Origin of the sequence: Novosphingobium rhizovicinum, assembly GCF_040813635.1 — a bacterium.
Lineage (GTDB): Bacteria > Pseudomonadota > Alphaproteobacteria > Sphingomonadales > Sphingomonadaceae > Novosphingobium > Novosphingobium rhizovicinum.
In genome coordinates this window covers 19,665-36,015 of record NZ_JBFNXR010000050.1, presented here as the reverse complement: position 1 = coordinate 36,015, position 16,351 = coordinate 19,665, and the positions used below count along the sequence as shown (strand labels likewise).

General features: G+C 60.6%; 13 protein-coding genes. 4 read left to right on the top strand and 9 right to left on the bottom strand.

Features of this window, described 5'->3' with window-relative positions:
* Positions 1-73: 73 nt before the first annotated feature.
* A complete protein-coding gene (aroC, locus tag ABUH87_RS12750; protein WP_367774240.1) occupies positions 74-1,159 on the bottom strand; it encodes a chorismate synthase in 1,086 nt (361 codons plus the stop codon).
* 56 nt (positions 1,160-1,215) lie between these two features.
* Here aroC and ABUH87_RS12745 point away from each other — a divergent pair, with 56 nt between their 5' ends.
* Complete coding sequence (locus tag ABUH87_RS12745; RefSeq protein WP_367774239.1) at positions 1,216-1,545, top strand: antibiotic biosynthesis monooxygenase family protein; 330 nt, start codon at positions 1,216-1,218, stop codon at positions 1,543-1,545.
* On the opposite strand, the gene ABUH87_RS12740 is transcribed toward ABUH87_RS12745, so the two are convergent.
* The gene (locus ABUH87_RS12740; RefSeq protein ID WP_367774237.1) at positions 1,540-2,145 is read right to left on the bottom strand and encodes an exopolysaccharide biosynthesis protein; all 606 of its coding nucleotides are present in this window, start codon (positions 2,143-2,145) and stop codon (positions 1,540-1,542) included. The two genes, ABUH87_RS12745 and ABUH87_RS12740, sit on opposite strands and share 6 nt — an antisense overlap.
* 124 nt (positions 2,146-2,269) lie before the next feature.
* Here ABUH87_RS12740 and ABUH87_RS12735 point away from each other — a divergent pair, with 124 nt between their 5' ends.
* Positions 2,270-2,617 carry an arsenate reductase gene (locus ABUH87_RS12735; protein ID WP_367774236.1) on the top strand — a complete coding sequence of 116 codons (348 nt, stop codon included), beginning with the start codon at positions 2,270-2,272 and terminating at the stop codon, positions 2,615-2,617.
* Positions 2,618-2,630: 13 nt separating this feature from the next.
* Here the strand turns inward: ABUH87_RS12735 and ABUH87_RS12730 are convergent, their stop codons facing one another.
* The 5 genes from ABUH87_RS12730 to ABUH87_RS12710 all read right to left on the bottom strand — a co-directional run bounded on the left by ABUH87_RS12730 (position 2,631) and on the right by ABUH87_RS12710 (position 9,241).
* Positions 2,631-3,656, bottom strand: a complete 1,026-nt coding sequence (locus ABUH87_RS12730) for a sensor histidine kinase (RefSeq protein WP_367774235.1) — start codon at positions 3,654-3,656, stop codon at positions 2,631-2,633.
* Between the two features lie 144 nt (positions 3,657-3,800).
* Entirely contained in the window at positions 3,801-4,874 is a 1,074-nt protein-coding gene (locus ABUH87_RS12725) for an NAD(P)H-dependent amine dehydrogenase family protein (protein ID WP_367774234.1), read from the bottom strand.
* Positions 4,875-5,001: 127 nt separating this feature from the next.
* A complete protein-coding gene (locus ABUH87_RS12720; RefSeq protein WP_367774233.1) occupies positions 5,002-6,669 on the bottom strand; it encodes an alpha-amylase family protein in 1,668 nt (555 codons plus the stop codon).
* Positions 6,666-8,246 (bottom strand): alpha-amylase family glycosyl hydrolase, encoded by a 1,581-nt coding sequence (locus ABUH87_RS12715; RefSeq protein WP_367774232.1) that lies wholly within the window; start codon positions 8,244-8,246, stop codon positions 6,666-6,668. Before ABUH87_RS12715 ends, ABUH87_RS12720 begins: the two co-directional genes overlap by 4 nt.
* A complete protein-coding gene (locus tag ABUH87_RS12710) occupies positions 8,243-9,241 on the bottom strand; it encodes an SDR family oxidoreductase (RefSeq protein ID WP_367774231.1) in 999 nt (332 codons plus the stop codon). The genes ABUH87_RS12715 and ABUH87_RS12710 overlap by 4 nt, the downstream gene beginning before the upstream one ends.
* 439 nt (positions 9,242-9,680) lie before the next feature.
* On the opposite strand from ABUH87_RS12710, the gene ABUH87_RS12705 reads away from it, so the two are divergent.
* Positions 9,681-11,675, top strand: coding sequence for a protein-L-isoaspartate(D-aspartate) O-methyltransferase (locus ABUH87_RS12705; protein WP_367774230.1), 1,995 nt, complete (start codon positions 9,681-9,683; stop codon positions 11,673-11,675).
* A 110-nt stretch (positions 11,676-11,785) separates the two neighbouring features.
* Here ABUH87_RS12705 and ABUH87_RS12700 read toward each other — a convergent pair whose 3' ends face one another.
* Positions 11,786-13,045, bottom strand: a complete 1,260-nt coding sequence (locus ABUH87_RS12700; RefSeq protein WP_367774229.1) for a sensor domain-containing diguanylate cyclase — start codon at positions 13,043-13,045, stop codon at positions 11,786-11,788.
* 123 nt (positions 13,046-13,168) lie between these two features.
* Here ABUH87_RS12700 and ABUH87_RS12695 point away from each other — a divergent pair, with 123 nt between their 5' ends.
* Positions 13,169-13,369: a hypothetical protein gene (locus ABUH87_RS12695; RefSeq protein ID WP_367774228.1), complete on the top strand. Its 201-nt coding sequence runs from the start codon at positions 13,169-13,171 to the stop codon at positions 13,367-13,369.
* Positions 13,370-13,884: 515 nt separating this feature from the next.
* Here the strand turns inward: ABUH87_RS12695 and ABUH87_RS12690 are convergent.
* On the bottom strand, positions 13,885-16,191 hold the full coding sequence (locus ABUH87_RS12690) for a TonB-dependent receptor (protein ID WP_367774227.1): 2,307 nt from the start codon (positions 16,189-16,191) through the stop codon (positions 13,885-13,887).
* Positions 16,192-16,351 lie beyond the last annotated feature (160 nt).

The window sequence follows — 16,351 nt, the reverse complement described above, 5'->3', positions numbered from 1 at the left end:
CGGACGCTCCGATCACTGAGGACGGTCTGTGCGCTTCTGGCGATCAGTTGAGTGGTGCACCGCTCGGAAGCACTCAGCCGCCGCACTGTCCCCTCTGAAGCAGCTTATGGTCTGCCAGGACCAGCGCCATCATCGCTTCGACGACGGGTGCGCCGCGGATTCCGACGCAGGGGTCGTGGCGACCCTTGGTGAACAGCTCGGTGGCGTGCGAGCGACCGTTCTCGTCAGGCCTGGTGATGGTGGGTTGCGGCGTCAGAATGGAACTGGTCGGCTTGAAGGCTACGCGCACGACGATCGGCTGTCCTGTCGAGATTCCGCCGGCGATGCCGCCCGCGTGGTTTGCGTCGAATGTCGGCCCTTGCGGACCCGGACGCATCGGATCGGCGTTCTGCTCACCCGATAGCCGCGCGGCCGCGAACCCATCCCCGATTTCCACGCCCTTGACGGCATTGATGCCCATCATCCCGGCAGCGAGATCGGCGTCGAGCTTGCCATAGAGCGGCGCACCCCAGCCTGCGGGAACGCCGGTGGCGATGCATTCCACAACCGCTCCGACGGATGAGCCCGCTTTGCGCACCGCGTCGACCTGCTCGGCCCAGCGTCTGGCGGCAAGGGGGTCGGGGCAAAAGAAGGGGTTGCGGTCGATCTCAGCGGGATCGAAGTTTGCGCGATCGATAGCATCGCCGCCGATCTCGACGACATACGCAAGGATCGTGACTTCGGGAATTACCAGCCGCGCAACGCCGCCCGCAGCCACGCGTGCCGCGGTTTCCCGAGCGGAACTGCGGCCGCCGCCCCGATAGTCGCGGAAACCGTACTTCGCATCATAGGCATAATCAGCATGACCAGGGCGATACGCCTTCGCGACCTCTGAGTAGTCCTTTGAGCGCTGGTCCACATTCTCGATCATCAGCGAGATCGACGTGCCGGTGGTCCTGCCTTCAAACACGCCCGAAAGAATGCGGACTTGATCCGGCTCCTGCCGCTGCGTGGTAAACTTCGACTGGCCCGGACGGCGCGCGTCGAGGAACGGCTGGAGCGCGCTCTCGCTAATCGGGAGGCCCGGAGGGCAGCCGTCCACGACGGCGCCAAGTGCCGGGCCGTGGCTTTCGCCCCAAGTGGTGAAACGGAAAAGGCGGCCGAAGCTGTTTACGCTCATGAGGGCGGCTTTGTCGCGCCATTGGCGGTTTGTCCAGCCGGCGCTATGAATGGCTGATGTTCCTGGTGGTCTTCCGAAACCGCAAGCGTGCCGACATCGACGGTTCGCTCTATGCGCGGGATGCGGGCCGCATGGCAGAACTGGCAGCCCGGCAGCCAGGATATCTGTCGTTTAAAAGCTACACGGCTGAGGATGGCGAGGTTGTCGCTGTCTCGGAGTGGGCGGATGAAGCGTCGGCACGAGCCTGGGGCCGGCACATCGAACATCACGAGGTGCAGGCGAGGGGGCGAGCCAGCTATTACGAGGAGTACACGCTCTTCGCTTGCGCAGAACCGCACATCCTCCGTTTCAATCAAACGCAGCGGCCAACGCGCAACGATTCATGACCCTGGACCGCTGCCGGAGCCGATAAGACCAATACCCAGCGCGAATGCTCCTCCTGACAGGAATGTTGCGATAACCATCAGCAACCCGTCTTTGACGAAGAGTGCCAGACCGAAGGCGGCGATCGCTGCCATCGGCGCCGTTGTGGCGAAAGGGAGCAGTTCCAATGGCGGCACTGTCAGAGCGAGCAGAATGCAAAGTCCGGCGGCGATGCGGACAAACGGCCCCTGAGCGAGCTTGGGCAGACGGCCATGAAACCAGCGGTCCAGAAAGGCCGCGACCCCGCGCAGTTTCTTGGTCGCCTTGCAGGCCTTCTTTGACGAGATCGATCGCCGCTCCAGAAAGGACGGCAGCCACAGATCCTCTCGCCCGAGCAGCACCTGGGCGGCGACGATGACGATGATCAGCCCCAGCATGGTAGGCAGGCCGGGAATTCCGCCGACCGGAGAAATATCGATGAGCGCCGGGATGAGCAGGAACGGCGCGAAGCTCCTGTGGCCAAGTGCATCGATTACGTTGCCGAGGCGGACGTGGCTCTTTTCCTTTGCGAGTCCCTCGACCTTATCGAGAATGTCGCTGACGCTCTTGGGTGCATTTTCCATCCGAGCGAAGCTTACAAGGCCAACAAGGGTTCCCGCGGCTCGGGTTCCGCATCGATGCGGGTTTCCCCGTTTTTTGCGGGGAATGACCCTTTTGCTCGCCGCTAACTGAGGTAAGAGGGTGTCCATGATGCTGCAGATGTTTGGTATACCGAACTGCGATACGGTAAAGAAGGCTCGTGCATGGCTCGACGAGCGCGGCCTCGCTTACGCATTCCATGACTACAAGAAAGAGGGCGCCCAGCGTGAGCGGCTTGCGCAATGGACCGACCAGGCCGATTGGGAGGCTCTGCTCAATCGCCGCGGGACGACCTTCAGGAAACTGCCGGAAGCGGACAAGGTCAATCTTGATGCCGAAAAGGCTATATCCTTGATGGCTGCAAACCCGAGTTCGATTAAGCGACCGGTGGTGGAGTATCCCGGGGGGCTGCTGGTTGGCTTTGATCCGTGCGCTTGGGAACAGGCGCTCAGCTGACCGAAGAACGGCGTCAGCCGCTCTCGCTCTCATAGATGAGAGAGACTTCGCATCCCCCGGGCGTGTAGCTCGTCGTGTGGCGGGCCTTGGCCTGCCGCGCAAAGGCTTCGAGGAGCTGAGTTCCGATACCGCCGCTTGCATGGGGAGGAGGCGTGGCGCCTTCGCCTGCGCCATTGTCCCGGATGAAGAGCCTCCATTCGTCGCCGGAGACATCAAACGTCATTTCCACGGTCCCGTCGCGGCCCTCCGGAAATGCGTACTTGGCACAGTTTGTCAGCGCTTCGTTGGCGAATAGACCGATGGCTACGGCCGCTTCGCGCGGCAGGCTCGCCTCGGCGAAACGGCTGGATATTCGGACCTGGGGCGGAAGCATGGCGTTACTCGCTCGTGCTACCATCCGGTCGAGGTAAGGACGCATCTCTACCATCACGCCTTCGCCCTGCTCGCCGGCCAGGTGGGTGTAAGCTTCAGAGAATGTTTGCACGCGTCCGATTGCGTCATCGAAGGCGCGGCGGATCGGCTCGGAGTCTTCCTTACGCTTTTGTAGCTCCAGCAGGCTGGCCACCAACGCGAAATTGTTCTTCGTGCGATGCTCCAACTCAGCCAGAAGGACTGCCCTGCGCTCGATCTCCTGCTCGCCATGTTGCTGGGCTGCCTCAACAGCAGTGCGGAAACGTTCGGCGAAGGCAAGGACGATGATCGCGGAGATGGCGTGCAGAACCAGATGATTGATCGTGCCAGCACTGGCGGTCTCTAGCCCCGTCGGCGGCATGATCCGCGCGTAGCTCCACGCAAAACCAATGGCATAAGCAACAATGCCGGCTTCCCAGCGTCCATAGAGGGTGGCCAGCAGCACCGCGGGGTAAACAAGCGCGAAAGGGCCGGAACCTGGCATCGACATATCGAGCACGAGCCGGATCGCGACCATGCCCAAGCCACACGCGAGGCCGAGTGCCAGACGCGCTGCGAACTGCAACGAGGGGCGGCTAAACAGCAAGCCGACATCGAAATGGGCGAGACGCTTCATCTTCTCGTCCACCCCCCTCCAGGACGACACTCACAAGAGCGCTAAGGCCCGCGTAAAAGCAGGCTTGACCGGAGATTAAGCCAGTTGACCTACGCAGTCGAGGGCCAACTCGAGCCGAATGCGGCGAAAGCGAGCGCCTTCGGCTATTGCCTGCGTTTAGTCAGGCATCCGCGCCCGCATCCACTCGCCGACAGGCGCGTGGGGAAGGCCCACATCGCGCAGGCCCAGTATGCCGGAGGGCGCAGCTTTGACCTGGAAGAGAGCGTTCACCGCGGGAAGCGCCGTCATCGTATCCCAATCGTGATTTCCCCAATGCTCGGGCGGAGTAAAGCGCATCTTCACGTTCACGCTGGGATCGCCTTTGACTTCTAGGTGGTACTGATCCTCGTCGATCTCCCATCCCTCCTGAAGCTTCTTCGTCAGGTACCAGACAACCTTCATCTGCACGACGGTCTTGCCGCCGACCTTGCCGTTCCAGCCACCGCGAAGTGCTGCATTGGTTCCCTTGTCCATTTTGAACCAGCCCAGGTCCACGTCTTCAGACGCTGTCGCGTATTCGCAGAAGAACTCGATGTCGTCGTATGCGATCTCAAGAGCATCGCCGATGCGGGCCACCACGTCCCGGAACAGGATAAGCCAATCATGCGCGCGTTTCATGAGGTCCTGATGCGCTTCACTCGAAGGTTCGCCGGGGTGCTCTCCCATCCCAAGGAAGCTCCAAGTCTCAACCGATTCATATACTGAGCAATCGGCTGATTCTGTGGTGCCGACATATTCGACATCGCGGCAGATAGCGGTGATTGCGGTAACGACAGAGTTGACCCATCCTGGGTTGATGCCCGTGATGTAAAGTGAACTGCCTCCGCGCTCACAAGCGGCAGCCAGCTTCTCTTTAACATCTCCTCTGATGCCGCCGATATTGAGGAACAAGTTGGTGCTGACGACATCCAGTCCGCTCTCAAGAAGCGGGATTACATGGTCGAGGTTCGCTTCGAACGGCGTGTAGAGAACAGTGTCGGCTTTCAGTGCTATTAAAGCATCGATGTCGCTGGTGGCGGTGATGCCTGTATCCGGCCGATTACAGAGAGCACCTGCGTCTGTTCCCGATTTGCTTTCGGAATGAGCGTACACTCCCGCCAACTCGAGACGAGGGTCATCTAGTATTCCCCGCAGAGACAACTTGCCTACCTTACCAGTGGTCCACTGGATAACCCGCAGTTTTTTCATCATCCTGCTCCCTCTATGCCGAGGTTATCCTCGATCATGAGGAGATGTTCGCCCACCGAACAGGAGAAGGATAGTTCCCTTGAGGGGATGGTTATTGAAGCTTGGATTGCTCAGTGGCAATTGCCACAAGTCAGTGCTGCACACCTGGAGGCTGGATCAGTTCATCCAGTCCACCGAAGCGGAACCAGCGGTAGCCAAGTGGCTCCAGGCTAAAATGGTAGTGGCCGTTCGCATCCGCCTTGCTGCGGGCGTTTGTCTGCAGACAGACAAGGTCCCCGTCGTTTGGCGGTTCTTCAAGGCAATTCAGTGAGAATTCGGCAGCCTCTTCCGCCAGATTGTGGATGAAGATCGACCCCAGCCCCTCCCAGTCGAAGCGCAAGGCGAGGGTGGTGTCGGGGCTATCCAGCACAGTGCAGCGACCGCGGCCTACCTCTGGCAGTTCCTTGCGCAGGCGGATCGATCGCTCCGTCCAGTTGAGAAAGGAGTCGCGATCGCTTCTCTGCTTCGCCACGTTCACCTTCTCAAATCCATAAGGGCCGGTGCTGATTGGCGGATTGCATGGTTCCGGGCTCAAGGAGAAGCCGCCGTTGGGGCCATCGGACCATTGCATCGGTGTGCGCACGGCGTCCCGCTCCGGACGAGTGAGATCATCGCCCATCCCAATCTCGTCACCATAGCGCAGCACAGGCGTGCCGGGCAGGGTCAGCATCAGGCTGTAGGCGAGTTCCATCCTTGTACGCTCGGCGTCAAGCATCGGGGCAAGCCGCCGCCGTATGCCACGATCATAGATCTGCATGTCCGGATCGGGTCCGAACTGTTCAAACACGCATGCTCGTTGAGCCTCGCTCAGGCGGCCAAGGTCGAGCTCGTCATGGTTGCGAAGGAAATTCGCCCATTGGGCTGTCTCGGGAAGATCAGGTCCGGTACGGAGCGCGTCTTTCAGCGGTGCGGCGTCCCCGGTGGCGAGAGCATAAAAGAGTGTCTGGTTGACCGGGAAGTTGAACACCATGTGCAGCCGGTCGCCGTCCTCCCCGAAGTATTCGATCGCTTCGGAAGGCTGGATGTTGGCTTCGGCGAGCAGAACCGCGTCGCCCTTGCGCCACTGCGCCATGGCGCGGATGTTTCTGAGGAGATCGTAAGCGGGTTCGGGATTGCTGACGTTGATGCCGTCGGCTGCAATCAGGAACGGAACTGCATCCATGCGGAACCCTGACACGCCAAGCTGGAGCCAGAATCCTACGATTTTAAGGATCTCAGCCTGTACTGCCGGATTGGCTATGTTGAGGTCCGGCTGAAACTCGAAAAAGCGGTGAAAATACCAAGCCCCGACTTCCGGGCTGAAGGTCCAGGTCGATTCCTGAACCCCAGGGAAGACGACGCCTTCATGTGCGTCCTCGGGCTTCTCGTCGGCCCAGATGAAGTAGTCGCGGTACTTGGAATCCGGATCTTCGAGAGCCGCACGGAACCATGGATGCTGGTCTGAGCAGTGGTTTAATACCAGGTCCATGATGACCCGCATGCCACGTTGCCGGCAAGCATTCACAAACTCAACGAAGTCTCCGAATGAGCCATAGCGCGGGTCGACGCCATAATAGTCGGCGACGTCATAACCATGGTCGCGCCGGGGCGAGGGCTGAAATGGAGCCAGCCAGACTGCCGAGACGCCAAGGCCTTGCAGGTAGTCCAGTCTTCGCATCGCCCCACGAAAGTCACCGACGCCATCGCCATCCGCATCAAGGAAGCTGTCAAGCGATAGACTGTAGATGATGGCGTTCTTGTACCAGAGATCGGGTATCATCGGGCTTCCTTGATGCGGAGGACGAGCCCTTCGTTGCCGTCAAGCACTTCCGGTACGCTTTCGAGAGGACGGACCGACAGGGCCGACAAAAGCACCTGTACCTCCTGCCAGTGGGTCGGGAGCGCCAGCGGAGCGGGATTCGCTGACAGATTGAGGACGACCGCGAGGCTCTCGCCGCGCCGAAATGCGAGTACGTCCTGGCCGATGTCCAGGCGGCGATACTCGCCTGTCACCAGATCGGGCTCGATGGAACGCAGGTGGAGCAGGGCCTGATGCAGCATCAGCATCGAAGTCGGCTCGTTCCGCTGCGCCTTGGCATTGCGCTCGTGCCAGTCGTGCGTCAGCGGCAGCCAAGGCTTACTCTGTGAGAAGCCGGCAAATTCCTCGCTGGACCACTGCATGGGGGAGCGTGAGCGGTCGCGGTTGAAGTTGATCCCGGGCTCGTTGATCGCCGCGGGGTCATGCACTTGCACGTCCGACATATCGATATCGGCGATGCCGATCTCATCTCCATAGTAGAGAGTGGGGGTGCCTCGAAGGGTCAGTAGCAGCATCGCTGCGACCCGAGCCTGATCTTCACCGATGCGTGCGGCTATGCGAGGTTGATCGTGATTGCTTAGTACCCAGTTGGGCCAGCCACCCTCCGGGAGGGCATTTTCGTACTCGTCTATCAGATCGCCCAACGCCTTGGGATGCCATGGACATTGGATGAGTTGGAAATTGAAAGGCAGGTGCACGCCGCGATTGTTGCGTCCATAGTAGGACACCAAGCGGTCAATCGGCAGGTAGATTTCTCCGATTAGCAGGCGGTCCGGATAGCTGTCGATCACCTCCCGCAATTCGGCGATGACATCGTGCACTTCCGGTTGATCGGCGGAATAGACCTGCAAGGAGCGTTCGATGTCGGGGCGATCCGGAGAGTAAGCCGGATTGGGTGGATTGTCGCGCAATTGCGCGTCCTTGATCAGGTGCCAGATCACATCGACCCGAAAACCATCAACGCCCTTGTCCAGCCAGAACCGAAGGACGTCGTGCATCGCCTTCCGAACCTCTGGATTTCGCCAGTTCAGGTCGGGCTGAGCAGCCAGGAAGGCATGATAGTAGTATTGGCCAGTCTTCTCATCGAGAGTCCAGGCGCTGCCGCCAAAGTTGCTCATCCAGTTGTTCGGAGGCCCGCCTCCGGGTGCTGGGTCTTGCCAGATGTACCAGTCACGCCGGGGATTGTCGCGGCTCGATCGGCTCTCCTTGAACCACCGATGTTGGTCCGAACTGTGGTTCGGCACGAAATCGAGCAAAAGCTTCAGCCCCCTGGCGTGGGTCTCCTCAAGAAGCTGGTCGAACGCTGCCATGTCTCCGAAGAGAGGATCGATATCCCGGTAATCGGAGACGTCGTAGCCGAAGTCGGCCATCGGTGAGCAGAAGATGGGCGAGAGCCAAACCGCCCCCACGCCAAGATCAGCAATGTGGTCGAGCCGCCGGCGGATCCCTTCGAGATCGCCAATCCCGTCGCGATCGCTGTCCTGGAAGGAGCGCGGATAAATCTGGTAAAGCGCAGCTTCGTGCCACCACCTGCTCATCGTGCTTTCCTGCCCAAAAGGAGCGCGCTGGCTGCGGCTGCGACCGTGGCGGCGCCGAGCGCAAGCCGGTGCTTGTTCAACCAGAGCTGTGGGCTGTGTTTTCGTGCGATTGCATCAAAACGCCCATGGGCGCCGCGGTCTTCTTCAACTGGGGTGTAGAGGTTGTCGCGATAGCCGGGCCCGACCGGCTCATCCGACTGCTGTCCCGACACGCCCGTTGCCGCAAGGTAATGGTCGAGCGCAGAGGACGCCAAGCGGTCGCCCCAGATGGCCTGCAACGTCGGAAAGCCCAGTGCGAAGCTCTTGCGCTTGTGGTGGGCTGCAAAGTGTATGGCCTCCGCCGCCACCTCAGGTTGGTAGGGCGGGCTGGCAGGCCGCCCTTTGTTCGGCAGCGTAGTCCGAATCCAATTAAACTGAGGCGTATTTACGCCCGGGAGCTGCACCATGGAGACGTTCACCTTGCTCTTGGCATGGATCAGCTCAGAGCGAATGGAATCCTGAAAGCCCTGGATCGCGTGCTTGGCTCCGCAATAGGCGGACTGGAGCGGTATGCCGCGATAGGCGAGAGCGGAGCCGACCAGTACGATGCTGCCTCGGTCTCGCGGGACCATTCGTTTGAGGGCCGCCATCGTGCCATGCACCTGCCCATGATACGTCACGTCCGTGACGCGGTGATAATCATCGAGGTCCATATCGAGAAAGCGGGACAGCACTCCTGCGAAGGCCGCGTTGATCCAGATGTCGATAGGACCGAAGCGTTCCTCCACCGCGGATGCGGCGTGCTCCACGGCTGCGGCATCCGCGACGTCCAGTGGCAGGACAAGAGCCTCGCCGCCTGCCGCTTCCACCTCCCGCGCCGCGGCCTCCAAGCCTGTCGTGCCCCTGGCGATGAGAGCTATTCGGGCTCCATCCTGAGCGAAGCGCCTTGCGACTGCACGCCCGACGCCAGCCGACGCACCCGTAATGACGACGGTGGTTCGTTTGCGGTTGCTCATGGTTCTCGCCTCTCGGTCAGGTCTGCGATGGGCTGGAAGGGAATGAGAGCTCACCCGGAGCGCAGGTCCGGCCGTGGAAGAGGGCTGTTCCGGCCTGATGCCGTCGTCCGGGCTCCGGCGTTCTGCGTACGAATTACGGTTCGACGTGGGGCGTTCAGCAAGAGGGCGCGCTCATGGCTGCGTGTCGCGTTATCCAGCATGGACAGGTAACCGATGGCGCGCTGCCACGTTCCGCGCGCTGGAAAATCGCGTCGTCCTTCGCCAGATCCGCCTCTGATTGGCGGCAGGCAAGCGGGCTGGGCAAGCCATCCTGGCACCGAACGCTCCTGACGGCGTTGCACGAAAGAGGAGATACTCGGCGCAAGCGAGACTCTGCTGAGCAGGAGATCATTGCTTCTTTATCGCACAGGAGCGCCGGTTACAGCGCAGAAGGTGGCGTATGAAGACCGATAGCATGGCACGTGAGCGGATGGTCGATGTGCAGATCGCCCGTAGGGGAGTCCGCGATCCTTCAGTACTTGCCGCGATGCGGTCGGTTCCTCGGGAACGTTTTGTGCCGAGCAAAGTGGCCGAGTTCGCGTACGAGGACAGTCCGCTGCCGATCGAGGCAGGGCAGACGATCTCACAGCCTTATATCGTCGCCGCCATGGTCGAGGCGGCCGAGATAGGAGCCGGCGACAAGGTGCTGGAAGTGGGGGCGGGCTCTGGCTACGCCGCAGCCGTTGTCGCGCAGATTGCCGAACGCGTGATCGCCATCGAGCGTCACGAAGAACTGGCATCGCTTGCCCGCAGGCGCTTGGCGGAACTGGGCTACGACAACGTCGAGGTGCGGGAAGGGGACGGCAGCGTCGGCGTTTCCGAAGAAGCGCCGTTCGATGCGATTCTTGTAGCTGCTGGGGGCCCCTCGGTACCTGAAGCGCTTAAGCATCAGCTCAAGATCGGCGGGCGCCTCGTCATTCCCATCGGCGAGGGCGGCGTTCAGACTTTGTGCAAGGTGGTCCGATCTGGGCCAGACCAGTTCGAGGAGGAGCGCATTGGTGCCGTGCGCTTCGTTCCCTTGATTGGCGAACAGGGGTGGCAAGAGGACGGCCGCCGGTCTGCCAGCAATCACCGGCCCGGCACATCGCGCAATCAGACTGTGCCGCAAATGATCGCTGAGGCCGGCGAACCGCTTCCCGACTTCAGGGACCCGGCATTCGGTCAACTCTTCGATCGGTTTGCGGACCGGCGCGTCGTGCTTTTGGGAGAAGCCAGCCATGGCACTAGCGAATTTTATCAGGCGCGGGCCGCCATCACGCGCCACCTGGTTGCAAACCACGGCTTCAACATCGTTGCCGTGGAAGCGGATTGGCCCGATGCGGCGACGGTCGACCGGTATGTTCGACATCGGGAGCCGCAGCCTGGCGCTGAGAGGCCGTTTGATCGTTTCCCGACATGGATGTGGCGCAATACCGATGTCCAGGCGCTCATAGAATGGCTGCGCGAGCACAACCGATACCTCGCTGAACCGGACAAGCGCGTGGGATTCTATGGCCTGGACATTTATAACATGTCCGCCTCGATCGGTGCGGTGCTTGACTACCTGGAAGGCGTCGACCCCGTTGCGGCAGGCGTTGCGCGCGAGCGCTACGGCTGTTTGACGCCCTGGCAGAACGATCCTGCGCTATACGGCCGTGTTGCATTGAATCGCGGTTATGCGGAGTGTGAGCAGGCCGTCATAGAGCAATTGCAGGTGCTTTTGCGCAATCGCCTCGACTACGCCGCGCACGATGGAGACGCCTTCCTCGATGCAGCACAGAACGCTCGGCTGATCGCGTCGGCAGAGCGCTACTACCGGATCATGTACTATGGCGGGGCCGAGAGCTGGAATCTCCGCGACACCCATATGTTCGATACGCTTGAGCACCTTCTTGAGGCGAGGGGCCCCGATGCCAAGGCGATCGTCTGGGCGCACAACAGCCATATCGGTGATGCGAGGGCAACGGACATGGGGCAGGCTCGCAACGAGCTCAACATTGGTCAACTCTGTCGCGAGCGGTTTGGAGAAGACACGGCACTTGTTGGTTTCGGCACCCACACGGGCACCGTAGCGGCAGCGACCGACTGGGACGGTGACATGGAAGTGATGGATGTGAATCCATCCCGCCACGACAGCTACGAGCGACTATTCCACCAGAGCGGCCTGGGGCAGTTCATGCTCGATCTCACGCGGGGACAGCATGAGGCGCTTAGCCGGGCACTGATGGAACCGAGGCTCGAGCGCTTCATTGGCGTTCTCTACCGACCAAGGACCGAGCTCGCGAGCCACTACAGCCAAGCCGTGCTGCCCAAGCAATTCGACGCCTATGTGTGGATAGATGAGACGAAGGCCGTGACGCCGCTTGGACCAGAACATCACCGCGGCATGCCAGAGACCTATCCGTTCGGCGAATGAGATGGTGCCTTATAATCCCGTGCTTGATAGCGATTTCTCCCTAGCTGATTCAAAGGAGAGGCAGCCGCCCGCACGTTCGATCGGTTCAAGCATCCTCGGAGCCGCAAGCTCTAGGCCGCGACTGCACGACCGGTCGGCATGGCATCCTGCGCCGCTGTATGAATCATCGCGCTGCGGGTTCGGTCTCGGCCGGCGCTCTTGGCCTGATAAAGCAGCTTGTCAGCCCGTTCATAAGGTTCTGAAAAGTCTTCCTCCTCAGCGAAAGCTGTCAAGCCCATGCTTGCTGTCACGGGCCGCCCCAGGCTTGGGACGGCACTTGCTACCATGAGTGGGATTGCTTGGCGGCGGGCTTCGGCAGCTATGGCGGCGTCGCTCCCCCGCAGGAGAAGCACGAATTCTTCCCCGCCCAGTCGATATGCACGCAAATCCCGGTCCGATTGGAGCGCGCCCGCCGTCGCTTTCAGCACTGCGTCTCCGACGCCGTGCCCGTTCACATCGTTGATCGATTTGAAGTGATCGAGGTCGATAATCGCCAGTGACGCGAAGCCTTCGGCCCGAAGCTGCTCGAATTGGCGCTCGATCGCGCGGCGGTTGAGCAATCCCGTCAGCGGGTCTGTTTCGGACAGGCGTTGGAGCAAGGCGGCCTCTGTGCGGGCCCGGTCGCGATCCCGTTTGATAGTCAGAAAGCGGTCCGCCATGCCAAGGGTTGTAAAGAGGACTTCAGCGATGCAGCCGATGTAGAATAGGAGCATGGCGTCGGTGCTTGGCAACCAAGGCACCACGCCCGACACGAGGCGGATCAGCCCGACAGCTATCATCGGCGCGTATCCGATGGCCTGAAACTTCGCGGCTCGGCTTCCGCGGCGCAAGGCATCGAGCTGAGAAATCAGGAAGACGGCGAGGACCGGCGCAAATGCCGCCGTGTAAACACTCGATTGGACAGGTCGCGCAAGGAACGGGAACGCAGCATGAAACCCACTCAGAATCACGGCCCAAGCCGCGCATAGTGGAAGCAGGCGCCGCAGCAACGGATGCATCAATTCGGGCTCGATAAAGCCGCAGGTAAACATCGCACCAGCTGCGACCGCCGTGCCGAACAGAAGCGTGGTGATCCAGCTTAGCGTCATCGCGCCTGGATCGAAGAGAATGACGGCCACGCCGGAGGTAACCACAATCGTGGCGAGGAGAGAGAGTGTGAGCACCGAATGCCAGATGACGAACGGTTCGCGGAGCACGCGATAGAACGCCGCATTGAAGATTAGGGGCATGGCAAGCGTACCAGCGAGCGCAGCCAGCAGCAGCAGGGTTCGCGCGTCGGCGCCGCTCTGCCCTGCGTCCATCGGTGCTATGTAGGCTGTCTCGAGAGTCATTCGATGACTTGGTAAATCAACCACGGCGACGATCTGCTCGGTTCTGGGTGACACCTGCGGCAAACGAGCCTTCAAGTACCCGCCGGCTAAAGAACTGGCCAAGGCAGCCGCAGGAACGGTCGTTTGTCTGATGGTGCCATCTTGGTCGATGGCAAGCAGGTGCAAGGCATCGACGGCGCTCCGGCGGGAGAGATAGTATTGGGGAAGAACTTCCCTGGCGTCCAAGTCGAAGCGAAGCAGCACTCGCTCTGGATCGATCGAGACCTTCCTTTTTCCGCAGGACCACCGATCTTCCTGCCGGGCTATCGCGACGAAATCGTCTGACAGTCTAGCGGATGCCCAGCAGGAGCTGCGGAATTTGTGTGTGTCACTAGCTTGGGTTTGTTCGACGCCGAACATTGCGAGCGCCATCATCATGCCGACGCCCAACAGAAGCCATCTTAAACCTACCCAGAACATCTAGCTGCCAAGGAGGTAAAAACATCAAGATGCGGTTAACCAGCGGGTTCACCCTGCTTTCGAACCTTCTCCCGCTTGATCTTGCCGGCAAGCCTGCAGACTTGCCTTAGTGCAACCAGCAACGATTGGGCATGAACCACCGGTGTGGGCGTGCCTGCCAATCCCGCTGCTCCCGCGACGGTGACATCTGGTTAGATCGAAACGTTCGCGCGTTGTCCTGATTGTTCTGCACGATGGGCACAGCTCGCTTGCGGTGACTCGTAGCTATCGGGGCGGGGGACATTGGATAGCTGCAGTCCCGAGCAGATCGTTGGGCGGACTGTTATCCTAAATCGCGGTCATTCAGCCCGTGCTGGGATTGCCGAAAAGCCGTCTCCCGTTCAGTTCCCCACACGCCAGCGTAGTGCTGCTCCGAAACTGCGTGGCTGGCTTACGCCCCAGACATTTGCTGGAGTGAGATCTCCGCCGTTCTCGGCGCCCCGATAGTAGAGCTTGTCGAGCAGGTTCTCCACATAGACGACCGCCTCTACTCCTGCATCGGTGCGGTAACCAAGCCTGAGGTTCACCTCTGTCGCACTTGGCCTCCGCGTAATTCCTCGCCAGTCGAAGGAATCGCGACGAAGTCCCTGATAGCTCCATTCTGCTGAGAGGTACGCTTCGGACGCTGCGAGGGGATAGCGCGCGGTTGCCACCCCGCTCGACGCCCATGTGGGGTTGAGCAATCCTCCGCAGTCGCTCGCAAGACATTCGCGGTCACCGCTCTTCTTCGTGTGCGTGTAAGTGACGTTGCCCGCAATGTCGAAATAGCGACTAGGCCGGACGGTCGCCGCCGCCTCAACGCCGTAGCCCCGAACCCGCCCCACATTGATGACCTGCTGGGTGCGCGTATCGGTGTCGAAAAACACAGTCTGCAAGTTTTTGTAGACGTAATGGAACGCGGTCACGTCGAAGCTCAGGCGCCGCTCGAACACGTTTGCCTTGACGCCGATCTCCTTGCTCCAGATCGTCTCAGGGGCGAAATCGTCGGGTCGCGTTCCGTCCGGAACGACGCTGTAGTCTTCGATCGGAGCAGGCGCACTTACGGTGAATGAGCCGAAGCCACCTGCTTTGTAGCCACGTGTGAGGCTTGCATAGATGCTGAGATTAGGATTGGCCTCGTAGCGCGTGAAAAAACGCGGCGTCGGCCCCTGCCAAGACTTTGCCGCATCGATAAAGCCGTCAGTGTAGTACGAAAAGGTCCATAGATTGCCGAGGCTTGATGCGCTGGGCAGAATATCAAGCGCGAACTTCTTGCGGTCCCAAGTGTAACGAAGACCTGCCCCGACCTGCAGCTTGGACAGCAGCCAGTAGTTCGCGTCCGCATAGGCCGATAGGCCGGTATTGTTCGATCGGGCCTCGTTGATGTCGATGAGAATGCCGTTCAGAGCCGGGATATACGGGGCGCCGTAGAGATCGGCAGTGAGTTCCGGACAGCCGGCATAGCCATACCCCGCACGGCACACGATGTCCTCATCGGCCTCGTTGGTGAAGCGGGCACGTACCGTTTCGCGGTAAGCAGATAATCCTGCCGACCAGGTCAGCTTGCTGGCGCCCGGCGACACGATTCGCAATTCCTGGCTGGCGTAGGAGCCACGCTGACGCTGCGTGTAGTTGCCGATCCGCAGCGGTGTGCCGTCATAGTCTTCCGAGTAGAAGAAGCGGTGACGTCGGTAAGCGCTGATCGATGTCAGCATTGCGAACGTCAGATCAAGGTCTCCCTGGAGAGCGGCGCCGTAGATCCTCCCGTCGTCTCGCGGATTGACCAGATCGCTGTCGATGTCGCCAGACGAGCCACGAACGACCAGGGGCGTGCCTAGCGCCTCGTCTATCGCGTCGAACACCTCTCGATCTTCGTTCGATGCGCGATACGGCGTTCCGTCGAGATGACGACGCTCGTACTCGCCGATGAGCGTTACCTGCAAAGGGCCGTTCTGATACCGCAACGACGGGCGCACTGCGAACTTGCTTCCGCCCATCAGGCGATCGTCAACGTCGGGTGTGTAGGCGTTATCGACCCAACCATCGTAGCTAGTGCCGTAGAAGGCGACGCGACCAGCAAGCTTGCCGTTGAGCGGCAGGTTAAAAGCCGCCTCGGCCTCGATCCGGTTGACCTCCCCATAACTCAGGTAGACGTGGGCGTCGTTGGAGCCGATCTCCGGCTTATTGGTGGTAACGCTGATCGCGCCTGATATCGCATTGCGGCCGAAGAGAAAGCCTTGGGGGCCGCGTAGCGCTTCGGCGCGTTCGATATCGAAAAGCGAGGTTACGACGCTCCCGGTCCGCCCTTGGTATACGCCATCCTTGAAGATGCCGATCGAAGGGTCTCCGCCGATGCCGTAATCGTTCGACACGATGCCTCGGATGGCCAATCCATCGATGTATGAATCCTCCGAGTTTCCCGAGAAACCTGGCGTGAAGGTAACGATATCCTTCATGTCCTTGAGCCTGCGGGCAACGATATCAGCTTCTTGGAAAGCGGTTATGGCGAGCGGTGTGGACACCAGCGTTTCGCTACGCCGCTGAGCCGTCACGATGATTTCGCTCGGCGGCGTATCGTTTTCCTCAGCTGCCTGCGCCGGAGACTGGGATACAATGCCTGCGAACGCCAAAACCAGTAAGCTGCTCGGAGAGGGGGCTAAAATGCGCATCGGCAGCTCTATGGCACGCACCTGTAACCTTCGTGTTAAGTCCAAGCCGCAAGGCTCGAGTGCTTCCATCGCCGTTTCCGCGGTGCGGTGCGCTCTGCAGTTCAATGTAGCCAGGACCTGCGCTACGGGTGTGAGATACAAATGGGCGAGTACGGCACTG